This window comes from Pseudomonas sp. LBUM1679 (assembly GCF_059695565.1).
The window spans coordinates 3451476-3473914 of record NZ_CP166774.1; the positions used below are offsets into that span (position 1 = coordinate 3451476).

Annotated in this window: 22 protein-coding genes and 2 pseudogenes; 13 read left to right on the top strand and 11 right to left on the bottom strand. The window is 54.8% G+C overall.

Annotation, left to right across the window (positions count from 1 at the left end; translation table 11 throughout):
- Positions 1-47: 47 nt before the first annotated feature.
- Positions 48-317 (top strand): hypothetical protein, encoded by a 270-nt coding sequence (locus ACA062_RS15705; RefSeq protein ID WP_497457427.1) that lies wholly within the window; start codon positions 48-50, stop codon positions 315-317.
- Between the two features lie 392 nt (positions 318-709).
- Here ACA062_RS15705 and ACA062_RS15710 read toward each other — a convergent pair whose 3' ends face one another.
- Positions 710-2038 (bottom strand): SDR family oxidoreductase, encoded by a 1329-nt coding sequence (locus ACA062_RS15710; RefSeq protein WP_497457216.1) that lies wholly within the window; start codon positions 2036-2038, stop codon positions 710-712.
- A gap of 514 nt (positions 2039-2552) precedes the next feature.
- On the opposite strand from ACA062_RS15710, the gene ACA062_RS15715 reads away from it, so the two are divergent.
- Positions 2553-3176: a hypothetical protein gene (locus ACA062_RS15715; protein ID WP_497457217.1), complete on the top strand. Its 624-nt coding sequence runs from the start codon at positions 2553-2555 to the stop codon at positions 3174-3176.
- A gap of 641 nt (positions 3177-3817) precedes the next feature.
- Here the strand turns inward: ACA062_RS15715 and ACA062_RS15720 are convergent.
- Together ACA062_RS15720 and ACA062_RS15725 are read right to left on the bottom strand one after the other, a co-directional pair.
- Positions 3818-4114, bottom strand: coding sequence for a DUF2934 domain-containing protein (locus ACA062_RS15720; RefSeq protein WP_497457428.1), 297 nt, complete (start codon positions 4112-4114; stop codon positions 3818-3820).
- Positions 4115-5038: 924 nt separating this feature from the next.
- Positions 5039-5254 (bottom strand): hypothetical protein, encoded by a 216-nt coding sequence (locus tag ACA062_RS15725; protein ID WP_497457218.1) that lies wholly within the window; start codon positions 5252-5254, stop codon positions 5039-5041.
- Positions 5255-5374: 120 nt separating this feature from the next.
- Between ACA062_RS15725 and ACA062_RS15730 the strand changes: the two genes are divergently transcribed.
- Positions 5375-5659 (top strand): hypothetical protein, encoded by a 285-nt coding sequence (locus tag ACA062_RS15730; RefSeq protein WP_497457219.1) that lies wholly within the window; start codon positions 5375-5377, stop codon positions 5657-5659.
- A gap of 132 nt (positions 5660-5791) precedes the next feature.
- A complete protein-coding gene (locus tag ACA062_RS15735; protein WP_497457220.1) occupies positions 5792-6100 on the top strand; it encodes a hypothetical protein in 309 nt (102 codons plus the stop codon).
- Between the two features lie 205 nt (positions 6101-6305).
- Here ACA062_RS15735 and ACA062_RS15740 read toward each other — a convergent pair whose 3' ends face one another.
- Positions 6306-7361, bottom strand: coding sequence for an AraC family transcriptional regulator (locus ACA062_RS15740; RefSeq protein WP_497457221.1), 1056 nt, complete (start codon positions 7359-7361; stop codon positions 6306-6308).
- Positions 7362-7378: 17 nt separating this feature from the next.
- Between ACA062_RS15740 and ACA062_RS15745 the strand changes: the two genes are divergently transcribed.
- A complete protein-coding gene (locus ACA062_RS15745; protein WP_497457222.1) occupies positions 7379-7831 on the top strand; it encodes a hypothetical protein in 453 nt (150 codons plus the stop codon).
- Positions 7832-8349: 518 nt separating this feature from the next.
- On the opposite strand, the gene ACA062_RS15750 is transcribed toward ACA062_RS15745, so the two are convergent.
- Positions 8350-8619 carry a hypothetical protein gene (locus ACA062_RS15750; protein WP_497457223.1) on the bottom strand — a complete coding sequence of 90 codons (270 nt, stop codon included), beginning with the start codon at positions 8617-8619 and terminating at the stop codon, positions 8350-8352.
- Between the two features lie 1103 nt (positions 8620-9722).
- Positions 9723-10544 carry a DUF1206 domain-containing protein gene (locus ACA062_RS15755; protein WP_497457224.1) on the bottom strand — a complete coding sequence of 274 codons (822 nt, stop codon included), beginning with the start codon at positions 10542-10544 and terminating at the stop codon, positions 9723-9725.
- A gap of 322 nt (positions 10545-10866) precedes the next feature.
- Here ACA062_RS15755 and ACA062_RS15760 point away from each other — a divergent pair, with 322 nt between their 5' ends.
- Positions 10867-11328 carry an HvfA family oxazolone/thioamide-modified RiPP metallophore gene (locus ACA062_RS15760; protein ID WP_497457225.1) on the top strand — a complete coding sequence of 154 codons (462 nt, stop codon included), beginning with the start codon at positions 10867-10869 and terminating at the stop codon, positions 11326-11328.
- 257 nt (positions 11329-11585) lie between these two features.
- On the top strand, positions 11586-11927 hold the full coding sequence (locus tag ACA062_RS15765; RefSeq protein WP_497457226.1) for a hypothetical protein: 342 nt from the start codon (positions 11586-11588) through the stop codon (positions 11925-11927).
- Positions 11928-12032: 105 nt separating this feature from the next.
- On the opposite strand, the gene gfa is transcribed toward ACA062_RS15765, so the two are convergent.
- Both gfa and phaZ read right to left on the bottom strand, forming a co-directional pair.
- Complete coding sequence (gene gfa, locus ACA062_RS15770; RefSeq protein ID WP_497457227.1) at positions 12033-12611, bottom strand: S-(hydroxymethyl)glutathione synthase; 579 nt, start codon at positions 12609-12611, stop codon at positions 12033-12035.
- Positions 12612-12899: 288 nt separating this feature from the next.
- Complete coding sequence (gene phaZ / locus ACA062_RS15775) at positions 12900-13706, bottom strand: poly(3-hydroxyalkanoate) depolymerase (RefSeq protein WP_497457228.1); 807 nt, start codon at positions 13704-13706, stop codon at positions 12900-12902.
- Between the two features lie 182 nt (positions 13707-13888).
- On the opposite strand from phaZ, the pseudogene ACA062_RS15780 reads away from it, so the two are divergent.
- The 3 genes and pseudogenes from ACA062_RS15780 to ACA062_RS15790 form a co-directional block, all read left to right on the top strand.
- A pseudogene (locus tag ACA062_RS15780) lies at positions 13889-14103 on the top strand (DNA polymerase V subunit UmuC); the annotation flags it as partial.
- Positions 14104-14166: 63 nt separating this feature from the next.
- On the top strand, positions 14167-14766 hold the full coding sequence (locus tag ACA062_RS15785) for a cyclodeaminase/cyclohydrolase family protein (protein WP_497457429.1): 600 nt from the start codon (positions 14167-14169) through the stop codon (positions 14764-14766).
- A 151-nt stretch (positions 14767-14917) separates the two neighbouring features.
- A complete protein-coding gene (locus ACA062_RS15790; RefSeq protein WP_497457229.1) occupies positions 14918-15157 on the top strand; it encodes a hypothetical protein in 240 nt (79 codons plus the stop codon).
- A 168-nt stretch (positions 15158-15325) separates the two neighbouring features.
- Here the strand turns inward: ACA062_RS15790 and ACA062_RS15795 are convergent, their stop codons facing one another.
- Entirely contained in the window at positions 15326-15595 is a 270-nt protein-coding gene (locus ACA062_RS15795) for a hypothetical protein (protein ID WP_497457230.1), read from the bottom strand.
- 286 nt (positions 15596-15881) lie between these two features.
- Between ACA062_RS15795 and ACA062_RS15800 the strand changes: the two are divergent.
- Positions 15882-16330: pseudogene (locus ACA062_RS15800) on the top strand (helix-turn-helix domain-containing protein); the annotation flags it as partial.
- Positions 16331-16397: 67 nt separating this feature from the next.
- Here ACA062_RS15800 and ACA062_RS15805 read toward each other — a convergent pair.
- Complete coding sequence (locus tag ACA062_RS15805) at positions 16398-17363, bottom strand: endonuclease (protein ID WP_497457231.1); 966 nt, start codon at positions 17361-17363, stop codon at positions 16398-16400.
- Between the two features lie 238 nt (positions 17364-17601).
- Between ACA062_RS15805 and ACA062_RS15810 the strand changes: the two genes are divergently transcribed.
- Entirely contained in the window at positions 17602-18279 is a 678-nt protein-coding gene (locus ACA062_RS15810) for a dTMP kinase (protein ID WP_497457232.1), read from the top strand.
- Positions 18280-18407: 128 nt separating this feature from the next.
- Here ACA062_RS15810 and ACA062_RS15815 read toward each other — a convergent pair whose 3' ends face one another.
- Positions 18408-20231: an NAD(P)/FAD-dependent oxidoreductase gene (locus tag ACA062_RS15815; protein ID WP_497457233.1), complete on the bottom strand. Its 1824-nt coding sequence runs from the start codon at positions 20229-20231 to the stop codon at positions 18408-18410.
- A gap of 245 nt (positions 20232-20476) precedes the next feature.
- Between ACA062_RS15815 and ACA062_RS15820 the strand changes: the two genes are divergently transcribed.
- Complete coding sequence (locus ACA062_RS15820; protein WP_497457234.1) at positions 20477-22372, top strand: sigma-54-dependent Fis family transcriptional regulator; 1896 nt, start codon at positions 20477-20479, stop codon at positions 22370-22372.
- Positions 22373-22439 lie beyond the last annotated feature (67 nt).

Consider the following 22439-nt stretch of genomic DNA (forward strand, 5'->3'; position numbering starts at 1 on the left):
GCTAGTCACTTATCCCGAGCTCGTAGAAACGAATTTTTCTAACTCAAATAGCTAATCGATTTAAGGGTTGTGTTGCAGCATCAGGCAGGCAAAACGACCGCGACAATCTGGAACTCGATAAACTACAAATTGAAATTCGGAAATTCACGGCCGAAACCCGCAAGTTCATGGCCGAAGAAGGTAAGCTTAAGCAAGAAGCCTTCTGGTACCCGTTTTTATTCATTCTCAATGGTCTTACCTCCTGTCGTACGCCTACACCAGCCCCTTCAACACCATTCGAGATCGCTTGTTTAAGCGCCCTACAGCTTACTTCCTGAGAACTACAAGACCTTGCGTCGTTGCCTACAGGTACGCCAGAATCCGTCGGCTTGTGCGCCTTGAGGTTGCTCGGTAACTTGATTCGCGTCACTGCTCATCAGTGATCGGGTTTAGCAGCCCGGGGTTATAAGTAAGGTGCACAAGCTCTTGTCAGTCAGGCATACCAATGCCTGCAATTGATGGTGGTTGTGCGCAGGGCGCCTTCGCGCCTACTCGAGTATCCGTACTGGAACGGGGGATCATTCCGGGGGCCTGCGACGGATGTCGCGACAGCGTGGCGACCTTCCACTAGTTGTCGATCAGTAACTGACTGATGGCGCTGCCAACGATGCCGCTGGCCCCCACGACCAATGCTGTCTGGGTCATACGTTTCTCCTGGATGTAGAGTTGACTAGCGGGAGTGTTCTCGCCGTCCACGACGATTAAGCGCGTATAAGCATCCGCCAAATAACAATGCCACGCCTGCAGCAACCAGGATGGACGGTCTGTGCTTGGCTGCACGCCACCCACCTTCAATGCGGCGAACACCACTTGGCGGCGCAAACAGATTCCCTGATGACGATTCAGACTGCGGGCCATGTTCTACACCCAAGCGAGTCAACCATCCTGACAAGAGCGGGAACCCCGGTACCAGTAAATGCGCCAGACGGGCCATCGTGGCCGCACCTCCAACAGTGGTGCTAGGTCTTGGACGTAACGCGCAGGCAACCATCGCCTGGGCGACTAGATGCGGATCATAGAGGGGCGGCGGTGGCTTGAGCGCATGACCGGTGAAGTTGCCTGCATCGCGAAATCCCGGTGTGTCCATGACAGCCGGATAGATGTCGCACACATGGATATTGGGATATCCGATCAGTTCCCCGCGCAGCGCTTCACTCAAACCGCGCAAACCGTATTTGCTGGCAGAGTAAGCAGCGGCATAGGGCTGTGCGACCCAGCTGCCCAATGACAAGGTGTTGATCAACGTACCGCGTTTTTGCGCCTTGAAGTAAGGCCATGCCACATAGGCGCCGCGCAGGTAACCGATCAGATCCGTTTGCAGCACCTGCTCGTGTGCTTCAAGAGGTGTTTCCTCGAACCTGCCAACCGCTCCAACACCGGCATTGTTGATCCAAATGTCTATCTGTCCGTTACCAAACGCGGCAGCTTGATCCGCCAAAGCGCGCATCTGTTCGCTGTCAGTCACATCAGTTTGGACTGCCAGGGCTGTGGCACCACGTGCAGCACATTCTTCGACGACTTCAGCGAGCGCGGCTTCGTCACGTGCCCCCAGTACCAGGCGGGCGCCCTCACTGGCGAATGCATGAGCTGCTGCGCGGCCTATGCCGCTTGATGCCCCAGTGATGACCACCAGTTTGTCGTGGAGGGCGCTGGTCGGGTCTCTTCGGTACACCTCAGAACGATCTCTAACCTCTGATGAGGGTAAATCTACTGCGGCGTTGTATCGCACTTTGTTCAGTTTCAAACGTGCACCATCGATCAAGGTCAACGTCAGGTCTTCGATGGTGCCGGCGACTCGATCTGGAAACACCGGTTCGCCTTTAGGATCGAGTTCGTCGTACAAAAATTGCCGACCTTCCAGCCACCCGACGGCGGTCATTAATTCGGGGCCCAGGTAGTATTTTCCGTCGAGAAAGAAACCGGGAAAATTTCGTGTTCGTTCCAGGCTTTCGACGGCGTAACGCTCGCCAGGCTTCATACCGGTCAATGAGTCGATCATGGTGACATCCTCAGGTTCGCTGGTGTTGAGGTAGAGGATGGGCTGTCGTCAATGTTCCATCGAAATGACTGAAAGGCCTGATAGGTGTCCCTTCGGGTATTTGAGTATGACTTTTCAAACTCTCATCAGTTGCGGATCGCCCAGCGGTAGCTCTTTATTGAGGTCGGTGTGCCACGTTAAGCCGCCTCTGGCCCGAGCACGGGTGTAGCGTGATGGAAGCTTAAACTGACAGCATCGAGAAACTCGATTCAGCACGCTTGGGCATCATGTCAATCACGCCTTTCTCAGGTGGCGTTTCTCCGGTCGGGGTAGGGCGGCATCCAGGATATCCAGGTAATGCGTAATGGCGGTGAAGATTCTGAACTAATGTGTCACGTCACCACGGTAGGTAACTTCAACAGCTAACATCCCTCGTGAGGAAATTGCCAGCACGGTAAAGCGAGTAGAGCACTAGAGATCGGGGCAGGCGATCCATGACTCATTTCAAACTCAATAAATGTGTGGGAGCCGTGTTATGAACAAACTGGCAGCGATCTTTCTTCTACTGGTAGCAGGTACTGCCCAATCTGCTGAACGCCTGACCACCGTCCAGGTTTCGGGGCTCTTTGTCCCCGGCACCCATACGCTGGGGAAAGCGCTAGGATTCACAGAGTGCGTTGACTTCTTTAACTACCTGTCCTGCACGCGCAGCAAGCCAATGGACATTTTTGGCGCTACGGCCAGTAGCGCGGAAATAACACTGGATGTCACAGATAACTTTTCCAGCGAAGCAGATCCTATGGGAGGCGCCAAGATCGCGGGTGTGGCACTGGAGAAACTGACCTACCGATCCATTCGCTTGGAATTTCAACCGAAAGAGCGCGAGGCACTGGAAAAGGCCTTGCGCGCTGATGGATGGTTCGCAGTAGGCAACGAAAAACGCCGTGAGTTTTATAAGGAGGGCATCCCCGCAAGCTTCCGCGTCGGTGGCGCCTACACAACGCTGAGTCCTGTCGATATCAACGAGGTTAGAAAAATGGCTTCCAGACCGGAGGCAAAGTCCACCCATCCAAGCATTACCTCAAATACACCCGATCCGGCGCAGTCAATGCTGCTTGATTCAGAGCCTCGTGGCTCTATGCGCGCGCCTCGATTTTAAAGACTGAATCGATATCGGCCGCGTTGGGTCGATTGCTATCTGTGAAAACGGGCTGCAACCGATTGCGGCCAGCCATGAATGTGGGGACTCGATCCGTAGCTTTCACATTGTAGAGACCGAACGAAAGCGTAAGCGGGGTGAAGTCTTGCGGTGATGTCGGCATTTCGCTCGTAAATAGCCATCAGCCTAGAGATGGATTGTCATACGTCGATCTGCAATTCCAAATCACCGTTTTCCAAGTGGCGCGTGTGAGCGACCGTGCCGGTTAAGTGTTTTCCTGGAGAAATGAAAATGGTATTTTCTTAGGAAGATCGACTGCGCTGGCCGTGAGCCAGGCCCGAGACCTATTGGCAGGTCACTCGGGTGTCATGAGCACCGCAAGGCTCAAGTTGATGAACTGTTCGATCTGTGCGTGAGCGCGACGGCAAATGGTGGACTCGCGGCATCAGAGCCCACCAGGTCACGACGACTCAAGTCTTACGGATCGGGTAATCCGGCTGTAGGAGGATACGTACAAGCAGGATGGTCGCCTCAATGATTGAAGCGCCTAGGGGCAATAGAGGTAAGTGTCCGGTCACGGCGATAGCGCGCATTCGACGGTGCGCGCTATCGATGGGTATCTACCAGTCATTGATCTTCATCTAAGAGCCAGCTTGGGATGGGTCAGCTTCGCTACCTTGCGTTGAGCCAGCGGTTGAACGGTCGAAATCCTCTTCGCCGACTGTTTTTTCAGCAGTAAACCAGTGTTCCAGGTCTTGTCCTTGCGGCTTCCCATCTTTTTCCCAAAGCCGATATGCAGCTTCTCGAATTTTTTGCTCATCCATCTTCGAATTCCTCCCATTTTTCACTGAGTGATTTCGGGGCGTAACGGGAGAAGCAGTATCGGCTCCCGATCCGTCTAGCAGCGTAAGGGTAGACGTCATAACAAGCTCCGCCATCGCTTTTGATCGGATAGCTGTGACGACCGCCTCCGGGCAGATGCAGGCACTGCTAAAGAACAAGGGCAAAGAGCTAGGAGCGCCGCCGCTTCCCGCCAGTGCTTAGGCAAGATCGGTTGATACGACCTATTTGCACCGAAAGGGTCATCGCACCGAACTTTCTTTCGATTTTTCAGTCGACCAAACACCAGCCTCATCAGCGCACGCGATTAAGTGCTTGTGCGCACGCCCGTCGCAAGCGGTCTACAACGGATCGGGTACAACTATAAAATTGGTGGTCGCGATGAATTGTCTTATTTGTGTAGGTGTCGCAGAGCGCATTCAGTGTCATGGCTCATGGGAAGAGAGGGATTGCCCGGATTGTGGACGCTACCGAATTTCTGATGAGCTACTCTTGGCCTTGATGGATCAGGGCCAGATTTTCGATGTCAGCAAAACGAGAGGTTGGCTTGAAAGCCGGCGTATCGAAGTTGCAATTCCTTCTATTGAGATTCATCAAGCCCTACTGGTGCCATGAGTGGTTTGACAGCGTTCGGGTGCCAGCCTCGCGTCAATCTCAAGTTTAAGCCTGCGAGTGATGCGGAATCTCAGGGAACGATATCGACATCGGTTCACCCGGCCCTTTCGGAGTAAAGAGGCTCATTCCGGTTTCATGAGCACCGCTTTCGGTCTGGATAGCTACCAGCAAGCCCATACTGGAATCATCACCAGCGATGCACTTCCATCAGCGGATGGCCAATCTTCCACACCGTCCAGGGACTCGATTGCATGACAGTGCAGAAAGGAGCGTGAATTAGCCCACGCCTATGCTCAGGTGGTTTCGGCAATGCGTGAAACTCTTACTGTTCAGCGGAAGCTATGCTCGACGCGCATGAGGGCTTTTAGACTGATGCTGGCGGAACTGGATGTCACCACCCGCAACGGTCAGACAAGGTTGCCTGGATAGCCGCCCGAATGATGGAGCGTAAAAGTCGCCCATACAGAGCCGAGGTTTTCCGAAAGAAAAGGTGGCACGGCGGAGTCATAGGGCAGACGGGGATTAGAAAGAGCGCACATATGCGCTGAAGGCGCTGACAACGGATAATTTTGAATAGGTGTTCCGCCAAAGCGATAGCGCGCACAAGTGCCGTCGATGGTCATTGGCGCAAGCTCGAGCTATTCATCGGATCCGCAGGAGCGTTTCTTGCTGTAGTTGTCCGTAGCAGCTAATAGTTAGTAGTTAGAGTGTGGCTCGACGGTGAACTCGAAGAGGACGTGAAGATGGCCTGGAGATTCGGTGTTGTTCCTGCATTACCCACGGATACGGAATCCATGCGCAACGGAACGCGCTCTTACTGTAAAACCGCGACCGTAGGTTTTAACCTCTACGACAACGAGAAAAAGCTGCGGCTGCAGACCACCTATCAGACCCGAGCGGAGGCCGAGTATGAGTGCCTGCGGCACAACACGGAACGGCTTCAAATCGTCCATTCAGAACGGAAGGCGCAGCTCGGTCGATTGGCGCCCAATCTGATAAATTCTGCGAGCGGGCGAAATTCTGTCTGAGACTTCGAGCCCGTCGGTGGGAGCTGTCGATCTGTGGCGCGTTCACTAAAGCAAACTACAATTTTAATTTCATCAGCCGGCAAATGACATAGCTCTTTTTTGCCTCTGATTTCCTGTCACTGGAGTAATAAATTGCTAAATCGCCCAGATAAAGATGCACTTCGTGCGATGCTGGAATCTCAAGTTAAAGAAAAGCTGCAGCGCGACCCTGATGCGGTAACGACGTATGCCGCCCAACCCGACCCTGAACGTAAGCGATACACCACTAAGCCCACGGTTCAAGACAAAGCCTTCATCAAAGAACTCGAACAGATGCGTGCTGATGCTGAAGCCGGGGTGTTTCATAGCCCCGTCCCCGAGCAGACGAACGTTGAAGCTGGGATTGGGCTCGATGATTATCCTGGCTTAAAAGAAGCAGGCAATCCCTCAAATCAATGGTGAGTTCAGTCACTTTTAGCTCGAGATGTAAAGACACGGTCTGAGGTGTCTTTTCAGACATGGGTGCTGACGCAACATTTACGTGCATGTGTACGAAACCCTGACGTGAATACTGCAAAGACTGGCCTGGGATTTCCGGCCAGATGACTTCGCCTGAGGTAAACCAAGATGAGCACCAAGGCGCTCTCCCCACGGCATAACGCCTCCCTTAGTGGGCTAAATGAATCTTATTTTCCTTGGCCTCGAGCGATTCTTGACAGGCTCGATACTGACCGGGCGTCATGCCGAACCAGCGCAGGCAAGCCTTGTGAAAACTGCTGTGATCGTGGAAGCCAAGTAGGTAAGTTACGTGCTGCATATTGAAATGGGAATGGCGCAGATAGAAGTCGGCCAGCTGCTGACGCATATGGTTCAGGATATTCGTGAACTGCGTGCCTGCCTTCTCCAGTGCCCGTTGCAATGTTCGCTTGCTGATGCTCAGCGCGGCCGCAATCGATTCCATATTACATTGGCGCTGTGTTTGCGCCTGGCTCAGGCGTTCGACGATCAGCGCACGAATCCTGCACACCACGGTGGAGTCATTCAGCAGGTCAAGCTGACCGTTGGCATAGCTTTCATGGAGCTTGGCCAATGCTTCGTTGGCCATGCGTAACGGACGCAGTAGCTCCTCGCCGTCGAACAGGATGCTGTCATTGGCTGCCCCGAAACGTAGCTCGCAGCCAAACAGCTGCTGATGCTCATGGATGTCTTTGGGTTGGGGATAGCTGAATTCCACACTCAGCGGTCTCAACGATTTGTTACCACTCAGCCAGCGGTAAACACCTAGCAGGGCTCCGAGGCTGGCATCGGTGTACTGGCGGGGTTTGATCGAGCCTCGTTGATGGTGATCGAACGTGGCCAGGCGGTAATGCTGTTGTTCCTGGACAACAAACATGGTGAAACCTGTGCCGATCAACGGGCTGAAATGAACCAGTCGTTCGAATGCATTTTTGAGGTTCGAACTGGACATCATTGTATAGCCGACGACCTGAAACATGCCTGGATGGAAGTTCTCGGCCGATTTCAAACCGATGTTTGGATCGCCGGAAGCCTGAGCAGCCAAATCCAATAGGCGGTAGATAGTGCTTCGTTCGCAGAATGATCCCGGTATCGTTGCGAGCTTCATATCAAGCCCAGACTCCTGGCACAGACGGTCGACATCCAATCCTTGCGCCGAAAGCATTTTCACCAGCACGCAGGCATAGCCTGCACTCATTTTATACATGAGGACTCATCTCCCTGTTGAATCAGACATCCATGGCAAATCAAGGCGTCCTTAAGTTATCGGAAATGTTGGGTGTGAAGGGGAAGGTGGTATTTCGTCATCAGCGATCGAAGGTGCTCGATGGCATCATCATATTTAAGATCGGCATGCCGTCGCTTTTCCTGGAACTGGCTGAAAGCGGCTGTATCCAGGTAGGGCCGATCAAGAATGTCCAGCGCGGCGTAGCTCAAGCTTTGTGCTTCGCAGAAAAGCTGGTTGTTACGTTCAAGAGCCCGGTTGAGACAGGCTATGGGTTGATGAGACTTTCGCGTGTCGTTCATTGCAGAACCCTTTTGATTGATCTGTTTTTATTTTTTAGCTCAACCTGCTATCTCGCGTGGCAGGCCGGCTCGGGTCAGAAACGTCACCGCACATTTACTTCAAGACGATGCCAACCAGTAATCCTTCCCATGGCGACGTCGTTGGGCTAGTCGGCTCCAACGAGGAGCGGATGGCTGAGGTTCATGAGATCAGGGCACCGGCAGCTGCGCTCATTTGCAAGAACAAAGGGTCAGGGCCTCATGTTCTTCCATCATCAATCGTAGTAGAAAATGCGCAGCTGGCAGGCCGTCAAGCACTCATCGAATGTCAAAAAACGCACATGTAGGTGATCGTCCTGACCATGATGACCAATCTATGTGAATTTTTTGTGTAACGACGAAGTGGGCAAGCGATGCTGCTCAGCAAATCACGCCATGATAGGGATATGAATCAGGTTTAGGGCAGGGGGCCAAACACGCTTGAGCAGTCCATTACCAAGCGGATGGGTTAGCCAGGCTGGAGGAGGGGAGGCATGTGAAATACAGTTCCTTAGTCCGAGATTATTTCTTGTGAGTGGTCAACTCGGATAAGGCCGACCCTCACCTGAATGCCTAATCTCAGGCCATCGCAGTTTTGGACACGTGTGTCCACCAGGGTGGCCGCCCAGATCATACGAAATTAGATGAGTTTAATGACGTCCCGATCTGTTCTGCTGGGCCTCCACCTCTGCGCTTAGCATTTGAGTCCGGGCATGTTCGTGCTTTTGGACAAGGGAGAGATACTCATCGACGTCCTCCTGCGTCCGATGCTCCTGCCCCAAGAGCGACTCGCTCAAAAAGTTAAATCGCATAGATTCCTCGAGCGTCAGGCCAGCAAAGACTTCGTTGCCCTGATGGTCTTCACTGAGGGCTCGTATTTTCCTGAGGTACGCGCGCTGCATGTCCGTGAGCACTAGCATTTAGATCTCCTGTTAATTGTCACTGCGGAGCTGTGCCGCAATGCGCAGAGTTGCTCACCTAATTATTTTGAGGGCCTGTTGTATGGGTTCAGCCGCGCTTGAAAGTTCCGCCCTAAACAGAGCAGATACGCGGATAAAAGGGTCACGTCGGATAGAAAAATGGGACGAGGGCATGGGGTTGGATCTCATGCTGAACAGTTGGACAGCATAGTGAAGCTATGCAATGAACATTCTGGGTGTGGATTGCTGGCTTGTAGCATCGCGGAACGCTTTGACCCACACGCATCTGTAGATAGCGAACAGGCCACCAACTGGGTGACAATGCTTTGCAGACGCCCTGCAGAGAATGATAGCGAGGCTCTGGCGGCAGTCCTCCATCAGCTTGCGAAATTTAGAGATGTGGTGCGCTATCTGAACTCGACGCCGCTGCACTTATGTCAATCGCATACGACCTAAGATCTGCGAAGCCTTGAACGCCTGAGTCGGTGCGCAGGCGCATGATGGAAAACTACTCATCCCTTGTTACGATCCTGCTAACTTTTTCCGGGCCGCTCGGGCTTCTCATCGGAAACTGCTGAAGTCTGCTTGCTATGGTGGCCTATAGCCGCTAATAGTGAGGGGCGCAGAGAGGACGTGAAGATGATTTCGAGATTTGTGGTTGTGCCTGCAGTCCCAACGGAAACGGGATCGATGCGTAACGGATCGCGCTTTTACTGCCAGATCGCACCTATAGGCTTCAACCTCTATGACAATGAGGGAAAGCTGCGGCTGAAGCCAACCTATCAAACCCGAGAAGAAGCTGAGCGTGAGTGCCAGCGGGTTAACCTGGAGCGGTTACAAAGCGTCCTGCCAGAGTGAGGATCCATTCAACAGCTGGGCAGGACTGAGCTGAGACAATTTATGACAGCGCGTCGTGCTTTTCCCTTGGGAAGGACGGCGCATCAGTGAGTTAACGGCTTCGCATTTCTTGGTTACAAGGAATATCGAACAGAGGTTGTTCAGAAGACGCTCTTGCTGCTCACGCTCCCAAGAAAGTGCCCTAGCACTGCCAGCTTTCAAGAAACCCGGCACAACCCTCAGGTGACCTGCAGTCCACGCCGTAATCAGTTGCCTGTGCTCGGCATTCCAGGCACATCCATGTTGATCTTGCGCCAAGCAGCTTCGGAAAAGCTGTAAACCGAAAAGGCGATCATCCCCAAGGCCATCACCATCAAAATAAAACCTCCCGCCGGCAGATTCTGGAGCGCATCGAGCGCCTCCTTCATGCCCGGCGGATCCATGGCTTTGTAATTCGAGCCGCTGATCATCAGAAGCAGAGCAATCTCGATAAAAACGACGCCACGGGCGATCAGACCGAATTGAGACACCGGTCGGACGTAACGCATAACGTCTTCGTCAGCTTCAAAATATTTCTCGAATGTCGCCTTCCAGCCCTTGATGATGTGAGCGATGCCTACGCCGAGTGGTACAAGTGCGACCAGGTACACCAGTAAATTCGAGTGTTCCCAGGACAACAGATACGCCAGTAAATCCTTGGTTTGCCCACCTCCGGAATTGCCCGAGCTTCTGATGCCGCTAATGAGTAGGCCCAAGGCAAAAAACGCCAGTGCGCCGTTGACTACACCACCCGCCAACAAACCTGCACGGATTACCAACCCCTTCATTTCTTTACCGTGATGATCAACGTCGCGTGTTGCCTGCAACACTCGCCAAGCGGCGAAGGCGAGCAGGCCAGCGACCACCAGCCCGATTAAAACGTAACCGAATGGCTGGCTTAGCAAGGCTTCCAAGCTCTTGTGACTATCCTTCGGCTTGGTCGAGTCGAGAGCCGCCAGCAGGGCGAAAATACCTATGATCAGATAAAGAACGCCTCGAGCGGCATATCCGCCCCGTGCGACTACGACAAGGCTCTGTTGTGCGGACATAGGATCTAATTCCAAAGAAGTTATACAGGAACAGACCTATCCAGTCGGTTGGGGTTCGATTGAAGGCCACATGCATCGGATCGAGAAGCCGCTCAGGCCACCAGAATAAAAAGAGCGGGACATGTGTATCGCTGTGTATCTAGACCCGCTGTACGGATGCTGGCGTACAAATGCCCCTCGCTCCGGATACATCCGGGATACATGGCTGCATTCAAATTGCTTGGCCTTAGCGAGAAAGCAAACGCACCTCGCACCACGGCTTATCGCCCTGGCGGCATGACCCTGAGCGGCCTCACCGCACACAGTATCCGGAGAAACAACCATGTCCTCTATCTCGAACAAATCCCGTATTGGCCTGATTGCTGTTGCACTGGTCGGCAGCATGAACCTCGCGTCGTCCGTCTTCGCCGCTGACGCACTGCCCCAAGGCTACCAACTCGCCGCGGCGGAAAAGACCAGTGAAGGCAAGTGTGGCGAAGGCAAGTGCGGCGCCAGCGAAACCGGGGCCAAGGTCACCAAGGCCGGTGAAGGCAAGTGCGGTGAAGGCAAATGCGGCGACGCGTCCTTCGCCCGTACCGACACCGACGACGACGGCCGCGTGTCCCTGAAAGAGTTGCTGACCGTGGCCCCGCAGGGCGCTGAGGAATTCAAGGCGATGGACACCAACAACGACGGTTTCCTCTCCGAAGGCGAGGTCTACAAATTCCGCACCAACCAGTTCACCGCCAACGGCAAGAAAGTGCCGACCGAGCTGTTCACCAAAATGAGCAAAGCCCAGGGTTGATAGTGGGTAGCACCCACTACGCCGACACCCGTGTGGCGAGATAGGGTTTTCTCTATCTCGCACACAATCATTTCAGGCACCTTGTTCCCGCTTTTGCGCACGCCGTCTGCACGGCGCGCAACTATTGCTGGAAGTGATAGTGACCATTACGAAACATAAGTTCTGCTTTGTCGGCAATAGTTGGAAAATCGCGGCCATCGAATGACGCAGTTCCGTTGCGGGATAAACCGAACCTTTTATTTTTCAGGATGAGACCGATGCGCCCTTTAATCGTGCCTGCCATGGCGTTTGCCACTTTGTTGCTTGCCGGTTGTGCCTCCGCGCCGAACGATCCGACCCGCACCTTGCAGACCAACAAGACCCCTGCCCAATACGCCGACTGCGTCGTACCGAAATTGCAGGGCAGTGCGTTGAACCCGACTGTCTCGCAGACCCAGCGCAGCTACCGGATCGTGGTGCCGAGCAAAATCTCGGCGGACAACGTGCTGGAAGCCTACAAGGCCGGCAGCGGCGGCAAGGTGTTCATCTACGAGCGGCATTTACTGGCCTCGAACTTCCTGCCTTCGAGTTTTGAGCGCGCCGCACAGGATTGCATCTGACCCCGGAACGTAAAGACTTTTCACAGAGCTCCTTTGGTTGGCCGCAACCAACCAATTCTTGCCCCGCACCGCATTCGGTTGCGGGGCTTTTTTTTTGTCTGCCAATCAGGCGGCGGGGAGCAGGCCTTTCTGTTTGGCCACATGTGTCGCCAGTGCGTCCATCAAGTCCGGCGACAGGCAGTCATAGGGCTCCAGGCCGATCGAGCGCAGGCGCTCACGGATGGCCTTCATTTGCGCTGGCGGAGTGCCGGTTTCGATGATGGAGGACACGAACGCTGCGAAGCCCGGCGTAGCCCATCCGCTTTGGGGAGAGAGCTCGGTGTGGACGAAGTCCAGGCCATAAAACGCATGGTCCTTGTTCTCGATGCGCCCGAAGAGATGGGCGTGGCACTGCTTGCAGGCATGCCGCTGGATGGTGGCGGTTTCGTCGACAATCGCCAGTTTCTCGCCGTGGGCCGTGACGCTGACCTTATCCCGAGGTACCACGGCGATGACGGCGAATGTCGCGTTTTGCGGTTTCCAGCATTTGCTGCAGCCGCACGCATGGTTATGCAGGGTTTGTGCGTCGATCCTGACCTCGACCTTGTCGGTCGCACACAGGCATTGCAGGGTGCCACCGGTGAAATTCGCGGCGGCGGGTTGGAGACTATTGTCCAGTGCAGGGTGAAGTTTCAAGGTGTTCACGTTGGCTTCTCCTTTCATGGTGTCAGACGAAAGTGCCTGGGGCCGTGCATCAGGCGACGGTGCAGATCGATTTTTAAGCAGAAGATCTCATTAGACTAGCTCCTGGATCTTCGGGCGCCACACGTGTATCTCGTGCGCATCGATGGGGGCAGCATGAGTGGTACGGGTGTGTTGTCCAAAAACACAGCAGCCATGTCGAAAAGAAATGGGTGAATGAAATTCCACTCATTCCCCCCCTCAAGGGTGAGTGGAGGTGATTAGCCATAAGGCCCCTAAGGCCTAAAGAGGTCAAAGTAAAAATTCATTAATGATCGGGGCTACGTTGGGTAAGTCCGTAAGGAAAAACAAGTGTCCGTCATCAAATACATGCAATTCTGCATTAGCGATCTGATCAGATAATCGTTTCATGTTAGACAATGGAATGATTGGATCATCGCTACCTGCCAACACTAGCGTAGGCTGGACTATTTGGTTCAGCCAGAAAGCGCTAGACCACCATGCAATGGCCATCATTTGATAGCTATAGCCAGTAGTGACTTCGTAAGGTGATTTATCAGCACACATTTCCTTGGCGTGCAAAGAGGCGAGCTTCTTGTCGTACCGGAACTTGCCTCCGTAGAGGGCAGGTGCAATGCTGGCGGCATATTCAGGGTCGGTATAACGGCGCGGACTGGCCATCAATCCCAACACTTTGTAATCTGGCAGGATGGACATCAATCCACATGATGTGGCTGCGAGTATAAGCTTCTTACACCGTTGTGGATAATCAAAAGCAAATTGCTGCGCTAAGAATCCACCCCAAGAAAGACCAATAATGTTAACTTGCTCATGCCCTAAATAATCAAGGATTTCCGTTACGGTTTTGGCCAGGCCAGAAAAAGTATAAGTAAAACTTGGCATGGATGAGCCACCTACACCGGGAACGTCAAATGCTATGACCTCCAGATCAGGGTGCATTGCATTAACAATGGGCAGGACTAGCTCAAGGCCAGATCCAATTCCATTGAATATCATAAGGGGAGTTGTATTGGGTAACCCTGTGCGCACACCTACACGGATTGTCTGACCATTGATATGTATTTTTTCAATATCCATTCCCAAACTCCTGCTTAGAATAATTTTCGTAGCAATTTATTACCTAAGTTAAGGACTCTGGTGGCGCGTCAAGGGTTCAATCATTTAACACCCCTAAGCATTTATCAGTTTTTTTGGGTGGTTGGCGCAGGGATGCCCGCATGTTACCCATTGATGTTGCGCAAGAAATTCATTGTCGGAGCGAGAGGGCGGCCCGTGAATTAGCTGGCCAGCCGTGCCTGGAATTCGAAGGGCCTGATCCACCCAAGCGGGAGATCTGCTGCAGCCGGATGTTCGTCAAGCGTCTCACCGAGATTGCACGGATAAAAAAAAGATTTCCTTGGCACGTATGATGCGAGCCACGGAGAAGTTCGGGGCTCAGAAGTCGCTGTGCAAGAAAATCCGGGTGTATTGCAGATGATGCGTGGCCGTCTCCAGCACTGTCTTGGGCCCAAAAAAAAGATACACTGCCTTGAAGGAGATGCTGCGGATGAGCATTTGGTCATCAAGCCTCGAGTCTTTTCGGGACAACATTGCGGCCGATACGTCGGTACCAAGCTGTGGTGCCACGTCATGCGTATGTGCCAGCTTCGGGCTTGCGCTTCTCCTCATGGCGCTACGAAAATCCGCTGCCAGCAATTTGGAGGACGAGCGGAAAAAGACCCTCTATGAGGTGGAGCAGCTGATGGCCGTCATGAAGGCCCACGCCGATAATGATGTTCGGGCGTTCAGTGCTTTTATCGAAGAGCCATTGACTGACTCTCAAGGGCACAGTCAGCAGCGAACACTGGAAATTACCTTAGGTGCACTCGCAGCTGCGAGATGCTGCCTTCAGGGCATCGACCTTGCGGAGAGGGGCTTACCCTGTGTGAAGCCATTCTTGCAATGCGATGTGGTCGCTGCCGTGTTAACCCTGCACGCAAGCCTCTCGGCGCTATTGCTGAATGTCGATTCGGACGTTGATCAGCTCGTACCGTCAGCCAGGAGAACTGATCTGGTACATAGCCGCTCCGACCTTCAGCGAAAAGCCGATGAAGCGCTAGCTCGCGTCTGGCGTCAGGACAAACCGCTCCTGGTATGAACACGCAGCCTTTCATGTGCCGTCGAGGGGCATTGGCGCAAGCTCGAGCTATTCATCGGATCCGCAGGAACGTTCCTTGCGGTAGTTGTCCGTAGCCGCTAATAGTTAGTAGTAAGAGTAGCTCGACGATGAATTCGAAGAGGACGTGAAGATGGCCTTGAGATTCGGTGTTGTTCCTGCGTTACCCACGGATACGGAATCCATGCGAAACGGAACGCGCGCTTACTGTAAAAACGCGACCGTAGGTTTTAACCTCTACGACAACGAGAAAAAACTGCGGCTGCAGACCACCTATCAGACCCGAGCAGAGGCGGAGTATGAATGCCAGCGGCGTAACATGGAGCGGCTTCAAATCGTCCATTCTGAACAGGAGGCGCAACTCGATCGATAGGCACTCAATCTGATAGATTCTGCGAGTTTGCGAAATCTAAAAGAAGCAGGCACTCCATCAAATCACTGGTGATTGTTGTCACTGTCAGACTGAGATTGGTAGCCAGGGTCTGAGGGGGCTATTCGATTGGTCACCTGTGCCGACAAGATAAGCGACGCCAGTTGATTTTTAATGGCGTGCCGATCTGTTCTGCTGCGCCTCTATCTCTGCGTCTAGTAGTTGACGCCGGTCATGTTCGTGCTTTTGGACGAGGGAGAGATACTCGTCGACGTCTTCCTGCGTGCGATGTTCCTGCCCCAAGAGCGATTCGCTCAAAAAATTGAACCGCATGGATTCCGCGAGCGTCAGGCCAGCGAATACTTCGTTGCCTTGCAGGTCTTTACTCAAGGCTCGGATTTTCCTGAGGTACGCGCGCTGCATGTCCGTGAGTGCAAGCATCTAAAGCTCCTGTTAACTGCCACGACGGTGTACCGCAATGCGCAGAGTTGATCACCAAAATTTTTGAGGGCTGCTTATATGGGGGCAGCGGCGCAGGAAAGTTCCACCCAGATTTCATTGACGAAGAAGCACGTTTCCGATTGGACGCGCACTGCAAGCCATCTGGGCGAGGAGTGGCCTTTTATGTTCACGCTCGTTCGCCTAGGCCTCGACATGCTTGTAACAGGCAAGCAGTTGCCTTCATGCATCAGGTCGAGCGCTGCGTTGATTCGCTCCAGCGGCATGGTTGCGGGAAATCTACTACCGCATCCTGACTGGCGAGCAGGGTGGCTCAATGCGCGCCGCGCTTAATCGCCAGGGGCACTTCGGCAAGATCACTCGGGCCATCCGCAAGATCCACAGTTGCTACCATGAGCGCCTGGATGTGGAGTCCCTTGCACAGGAAGCAAGCATGAGCGTGCCCAGCTTTCATCTGCATTTTCGCAGCGTGACGGACTCGTCGCCGATGCAATACCTGAAGTCGACGCGCTTGCATCAGGCGCGATTACTGATGCTGCGCAATGCGATGACCGCTTCGACTGCGGCGTTCAATGTCGCTACGAAAGCGCCTCGCAATTCAGTCGCGAGTTCAAACGCTTCTTCGGCCGAACGCCCCAGGCCGAGATCGAATGGATGAAGGCGACCTATGCGTTGCCTGCGCCGTCCACGCCATCGATCTATGTCTCGTCGCATTAGTGATGATGCCGGGCTGCGATAGCCTCGCGGGATGAGGTTCCCGCGGACTCCCAATACGCTACTGCAGCTACTTACAGTTGCCCGCTTTCCGATAGCCCGCCGCCCGGGCTTCAGATTCAGAGCCAAAAGCTATCTGGTTTTTCGCCGACACCTGACCATAACCTGGGCACCCCATTGAAAGGTGATAGATCTGGCTTTTCCGGTTGCCAATGATCGAACCTGCTCCGCTTGTGCTCGCCAGGGACGGCTGGGCTGCTGCTCGCGGGGGATTGACAGGAATGACGCTAACCATTCCATCACCAACCGTCTTGTATCCTTGCGTCCATCGACGGTCACCGGTTACGAACGGGTTGGAATACCCCATGATTGCCGCAATGCGCCTGTCACGCTCTTTCTCCCAAGCCGAAACGGGGTGCTGTTTGTCCCAGGCCATCAGGAGCTGTTGCTGCTGACGAGACATGTTCAGATCGTATCGGTCGAACATGTAAAAGGTTGTCCTGGCGACTAGCCCTTTGACCTCGTCACGCGGTTCCGCCGATCTTTGATCGAAATCGACTCGCGTTTTGCACTGCCCATACTGCGGCGCCACGCCGGAAGCCATACCGTAGTTGAAATTGCTCCGGTCGCCGTTCACCTCGCCAACGGATGGATAGAGGTTGAACAGGTCTGCCTCCATTGCCCGAAAAACCGGATCATCGTCTACGCAGTGCTCTCGACCACCGTTCTGCCAGCATTGGCGTTGATTACCGAACGTCCAGGCAGGAACGATGTGTTCCCACTCAGTCCGTTCAGCACGGCTCTGTTGTTTCCTGGTTTGATAGCCGCAAGATTCAGCGTCAATCCGGCCACCCGACTTACCTACCCATGTCCACTTGCAGCCACAATACAATTCGCCAAAGGCACTGTTCGCCTGGTCGAGGTAGATCTTTTGCTTTGCGATGACCTTGGCTTCGGAAAAGGTCGATGGAGGGCTTGAAAAAGCGGGGGGGATTATCGAGAGGGCCAGTGCTACTACGGCAAGCAGTTTTTTCATTGGACAGCTTAAGTAATTGAAAGGAAAAGCATTATACGCACGACTTGGCGGGTGCCGATGGAGAACCGGGGATCTGAGAGGGCGTGTCTCGTCCAGCAATCACTGGAAGGACGTGCCTTCAGGTTAGAATGTTCATCATTGTCTGTTCATAAGAGCCTGCCACTCATAGTCAAGGAAACAAGATGCTATTGCACGATTTGAGTCCTGGAAAAACCATCTACCAATCGTTGTTTGAAGAATGAATCGCCCGCTGTTTGTTTCTCTGGATGGGCCCAAGGGAACCGGCAAAACCACACTGTTGGAGGCCATTACCAAAGTACTGAGGGCAGACAACAAGAAGGTGATCCGCCTTTGCGAGAGTAAAAGCGATCCCTTTAGGGGTGAAACAATGGCCCTCGTCAACAAACTCGTCAGAAATCCCACCCGGGAGTTGGAGTTTGGGGTTTGTGAGCGCTTTGCTGATAGCCGTGCCTGGATTTCCCGGCACGTGCTGGCTAAACAGCCAACGGACAGCATCATCCTGATCGATCGCTGGTACCCGTCTGATGCCGCGTTTCGCCGGATAGTCCCGTTTGCAGAGATCCTGCAGTTGAACATCGATCGAAACGTGCGAGTGCCAGACCTGCATGTCGGGGTTGTCACCACCCCTGAAGTTTCATGGGCGAGGGCCACGGCACGCTCTCGTGGGTTGGGCAGTACGGTGATTCATAACCTGGAAGAGCATGTCGCTTGTACCCAGGCGTTCGAGCGAGCGATTGCAGATCACGGCTGGGTTTTATGCCGTAATGAGGGCACGATCGAAGACGCAACGATGCAGGTGGTTTCCGAGATCTATAAAGTGCTTCGCTGCCCTATAGGCGAAGTTCGCTGTGCTGGCCTTGATGCGGTCGAGATAGCCGTAGATATAAATCGTTAGCAGGATCGAAGGGGTGATTTGTCGTCGCAGCGTCGCCGACAGCCCGTTCAAGCGCCTGCAACGCTTCGTCCGGAATGCGTCCGGGGCAGGGTGGAGAGGCGCCCAACCACGGCTGGGCGCCATTTGACTCAGCCAGTGTGGTGACTCTCGGCAAGGCCGTAGACGGAGGTGTCGATGCCTTCGAAGCGTGCCTTTAACTGCAGCGCCAGATACAGCGAATAATGCCGTGATTGATGCAGGTTGCCACCGTGGAACCAGAGGTTTTCCTGCTGTGTTGGCTTCCACATGTTCCGCAGTTCGCCTTCGTACGGGCCAGGATCATTCGTGGTTCCAGAGCCCAAGCCCCAGCAGCGGCCGACCTTGTCAGCGACTTCCTGGGAAATCAGCTTCGCCGCCCAACCATTCATTGAGCCATAGCCTGTGGCGTAGACGATCAGATCTGCCGGAAGTCGGCTGCCATCGTTGAGTACGACGGCATCTGCTTCGATGCGTTCGACACCCAGGCCAGGCGCGCTCTTGAGCTTGATCGTGCCGTTAGCGATCAGTTCCGAGGCTCCGACGTCGATGTAGTACCCAGAGCCACGGCGTACGTACTTCATGAAAAGACCAGAGTCGTCGTCACCGAAGTCGAGCATGAAGCCGGCCTCGGACAAGCGCCCGTAGAAGTCCTTGTCACGCTCCTTGATCGCTTCAAAGACTGGTTGATGAAAGCTCGGCAATACCTTGTAGGGGATCGAGGCGAACAGCATGTCGGCCTTGTCCGTGGTCAAACCCGTCTCCAGGGCGTCTTCAGAGTAGAGCCCGCCGAAGACCAGATCCATCAAACTGTCGGAACGCACGATGTGGGTGCTCGAGCGTTGCACCATGGTCACCTCGGCGCCGTTCTCCACCAGGTCGGCGCAGATATCGTGAGCCGAATTGTTCGCACCGATGACCACCGCGCGCTTGCCACTCCATGCGTCTCCGCCGGGATGGCGGCTGGAATGATGCTGCTGGCCATTGAAAACCTCGGCACCCGGATAAGAGGGAACATTGGGTACACCGGACATGCCGGTGGCGAGGATCAACTGGGTAGGCTGTAAAGTCACACGTTCGCCATCGCGCTGCACTTCAACCTTCCAGGTGCCGCTTTGATTGTCAAAGCTGGCGCTCACGCATTCTGTACGCGGCCAATAATTGAGCTCCATGACTTTGGTGTACATTTCCAGCCAGTCGCCAATCTGGTCTTTTGGGGTGAAGACTGGCCAGTGATCGGGGAAGGGCAGGTAAGGCATATGGTCATACCAGACCGGGTCGTGCAGACACAGCGACTTGTAGCGACCGCGCCACTGATCGCCGGGACGCTCGGCTTTGTCGACGATCAGGGTTGGCACGCCCATTCGCTTGAGCCGTGCAGCGAGCCCCAGCCCCCCTTGGCCGCCGCCCACGATCAGGCAATAGGGTTGGGTGGTGATACCTAGCGAAGATTCTTCATCGCGTCGGCGCTCCAGCCAGTTGCGTTTGTCGGCGTGGGCGTGACCATGACTGGCACCCATCGGCCGACGGCGGCCACTGGGTTCTTCAAAACCTTTGAGTTCGCGCATGGTCGTCAGCAGCGTCCAGCACAGGCCCTCCTTCAGGCGCACGTAGCCTTTACCTCGCGCCGCTTCGGTTTCCACGCTGATCCAACCTTCGAGCACACCGTTATTCAGCGTCGCCTCACCGTCCACTTTCCATTGCTCGGGACGAGTCTGGTCCAGGCGTGTTTCGAGCATGTCTCGGATGGCAGGCTTGCCTTCCAGGGTCACCAGGTTCCAGCTGAAAAGTAGCAGGTCGCGCCAGTAACACTCGTCGGCAAATAGTTCGAGTGCGCCGTCCAGATCACGTTGGGCGAGACACGCGTTGAGGTTTTCGACCCAAGCCGCGAGCTGATCAGTTGGCGTTCGCAGAGGTGTTTCGATAGCGATGTTCATGGGGTTTCTCCGGTTCTTGTTGTTTTTGTAACAACTTGCCCTAGAGCAAGGCCCGGGCCATCTTCATGAAAGCCCCGTTGCAGAGCGGTTGCCGCAGTACTGTTCAGGCGTTGACTCGGATCTATGTCACGATTCCGGGAACGGCGGGTGACAGAGTGTCACGCGGCGCAAAGAGCGCTCGTTGCAGTCTTTTCATATAAGCTGCGAACAACCCCGTGTCCTGACCGTAGCGGAGAACAAGAACAATGAAGCCGGCCTTGATCAACGCCCATGCACAACAAGTGCTACAAGCCGTGCAGGGCACTCCCGCCAGCCACGGCCATACGACTGACCTGGCTATCACACGGTCTTGGCGCCGTTGCCTGGATCAGCATCAGCTCGATCCCGCCAGCCGCCGCGCGCCTAATGTAGTTGAGCACCCACGCTTACAGGATCACCGCGCGCCACTGGAACACATCATCTCCGTGGCGCACTGGCAGATGAACAGTCTGCACCAACAGCTCGGGCGTGACGGCCACGTGGTGCTTCTCACCGATGCTCGCGGTGTGGCGATCGACAGTGTGTTCAACGAATCCGAGCGAGCCGAGTTCCAGCGTTCCGGACTGTGGCTCGGTTCGGTATGGAGCGAGGATTGCGAGGGTACCAACGGTGTCGGCACCTGCCTGGTCGAGCGACAGCACGTAACCATCCGTCGTGATCAACATTTCCGTGGTAAGCACGTCGGCTTGACGTGCTCGGCCAGCCCGATATTTGATGCGAGCGGAGAGTTGCTCGCCGTGCTTAACCTCTCTTCTGTGCGAGAGGAACAAAGTCTTCAGCAGCACTTCAAAGCCATGGCGTTGACCAACCTGACAGCCAATTTGATCGAGAGCTGTTTTTTCCTGGGGCATGATCCGCAGCGATACTTGCTGCGCTTCCACCCTGAGGCAGGTTTCGTTGGGCTGCTGGGTGAAGGTCTGCTCAGTTTCGACGAGAGTGCCCGTATCTGTTCAGTCAATCATGCTGCGCTGGATCTGCTGGGCCTCAGCCGTGACCAGGTGGTTGGGCAATCCCTGACGATGCTGTTGGAAACACCTGTCGATCAGGTGATGAGTCAGGCCAGCGCTCAGCCGAGTGTCTGTTGGCCAATGCGGCTGGTGGACGGACGCCTGCTCTACGGACAGTTGCGAGAACCCTTACGCCAGGTGCCTTCAGTCACTCCTGCAATCCCCAAAATCAACGACGTGCACGTGTGTCTGGAAGACCCGCGCCTGCAACGCGGCTTTGCTCGCGCATTGCGCGTTTTGGAGCGTGACGTTCCGGTGTTTTTACAGGGCGAAACCGGTACCGGCAAAGAAGCTTTTGCTGCGGCGCTGCATCGCGCCAGCTCCAGAGCGAGCCAGCCGTTTGTGGCGATCAATTGCGCGGCCATTCCAGAAACGCTGATCGAGAGCGAGCTGTTCGGCTATCGCGGCGGCAGTTTCACCGGCGCACGCAAGGACGGGATGATCGGCAAGCTGGAGCAGGCCCATGGCGGCATTCTATTTCTCGATGAGATCGCCGATATGCCACTGGCATTACAGACTCGCCTGCTGCGTGTGCTGGAGGAACGTCAGGTAGTGCCGCTGGGCGGCGCGACGGCACGTCCGCTCGACGTACGCCTCATCAGTGCCAGCCACCAGGATCTGCACACCTGTGTGGCCGAAGGGCGCTTTCGCGAGGATCTGTTTTATCGCATTGCCGGGTTCGCCGTGCAACTCCCGCCGCTGCGCGAGCGTTCAGACAAAGGCCGTTTGCTCGACCTATTGCTGCGCGAGGAGGCAGCAGGGGCCAGAGTTCGGCTGGAGGCGGGCGTCAGAGAGCGCTTGCTGGCGCAGCCTTGGCCAGGCAATGTCCGGCAGCTGCGTACGTGTCTGCGCACACTGGTAGCGTTGGCGTTGGAGGGGCGTGTCACTCTGGATGACCTGGCCGAGTTGCTGCCGGCAGCGCCAGCGACAGCCGCGCTGGCCGAAAATCCGCTTGGCGTATCCGAACGGCAGACGCTACTGACGTTGATTGAGGCGGAACACTGGCATATCGCCCATGTTGCCGCTCGCCTGGGGATCAGCCGCAATACGCTTTATCGCAAACTGCGTCATCACGGTATTTCACGGCCTGGTTGAATGCGCAATGACCTCATCGCGTTTCCTGCCGCTGTGGATTTGGGCTGAGGCGATAGAGGTCGGGTAG

Excerpts from the sequence above, each read along its gene's own strand:
- ACA062_RS15790 (WP_497457229.1), top strand. The coding sequence starts at position 14,918 with ATGGCCTTGAGATTCGGTGTTGTTCCTGCGTTACCCACGGATACGGAA.
- ACA062_RS15785 (WP_497457429.1), top strand. The coding sequence starts at position 14,167 with ATGCTGCGGATGAGCATTTGGTCATCAAGCCTCGAGTCTTTTCGGGAC.
- ACA062_RS15810 (WP_497457232.1), top strand. The coding sequence starts at position 17,602 with ATGAATCGCCCGCTGTTTGTTTCTCTGGATGGGCCCAAGGGAACCGGC.
- ACA062_RS15755 (WP_497457224.1), bottom strand. The coding sequence starts at position 10,544 with ATGTCCGCACAACAGAGCCTTGTCGTAGTCGCACGGGGCGGATATGCC.
- ACA062_RS15815 (WP_497457233.1), bottom strand. The coding sequence starts at position 20,231 with ATGAACATCGCTATCGAAACACCTCTGCGAACGCCAACTGATCAGCTC.
- ACA062_RS15820 (WP_497457234.1), top strand. The coding sequence starts at position 20,477 with ATGAAGCCGGCCTTGATCAACGCCCATGCACAACAAGTGCTACAAGCC.
- ACA062_RS15805 (WP_497457231.1), bottom strand. The coding sequence starts at position 17,363 with ATGAAAAAACTGCTTGCCGTAGTAGCACTGGCCCTCTCGATAATCCCC.
- ACA062_RS15730 (WP_497457219.1), top strand. The coding sequence starts at position 5,375 with ATGGCCTGGAGATTCGGTGTTGTTCCTGCATTACCCACGGATACGGAA.
- phaZ (WP_497457228.1), bottom strand. The coding sequence starts at position 13,706 with ATGGATATTGAAAAAATACATATCAATGGTCAGACAATCCGTGTAGGT.
- ACA062_RS15710 (WP_497457216.1), bottom strand. The coding sequence starts at position 2,038 with ATGATCGACTCATTGACCGGTATGAAGCCTGGCGAGCGTTACGCCGTC.
- ACA062_RS15765 (WP_497457226.1), top strand. The coding sequence starts at position 11,586 with ATGCGCCCTTTAATCGTGCCTGCCATGGCGTTTGCCACTTTGTTGCTT.
- ACA062_RS15760 (WP_497457225.1), top strand. The coding sequence starts at position 10,867 with ATGTCCTCTATCTCGAACAAATCCCGTATTGGCCTGATTGCTGTTGCA.
- ACA062_RS15740 (WP_497457221.1), bottom strand. The coding sequence starts at position 7,361 with ATGTATAAAATGAGTGCAGGCTATGCCTGCGTGCTGGTGAAAATGCTT.
- ACA062_RS15720 (WP_497457428.1), bottom strand. The coding sequence starts at position 4,114 with ATGGCGGAGCTTGTTATGACGTCTACCCTTACGCTGCTAGACGGATCG.
- ACA062_RS15725 (WP_497457218.1), bottom strand. The coding sequence starts at position 5,254 with ATGACCATCGACGGCACTTGTGCGCGCTATCGCTTTGGCGGAACACCT.
- ACA062_RS15795 (WP_497457230.1), bottom strand. The coding sequence starts at position 15,595 with ATGCTTGCACTCACGGACATGCAGCGCGCGTACCTCAGGAAAATCCGA.
- ACA062_RS15750 (WP_497457223.1), bottom strand. The coding sequence starts at position 8,619 with ATGCTAGTGCTCACGGACATGCAGCGCGCGTACCTCAGGAAAATACGA.
- ACA062_RS15715 (WP_497457217.1), top strand. The coding sequence starts at position 2,553 with ATGAACAAACTGGCAGCGATCTTTCTTCTACTGGTAGCAGGTACTGCC.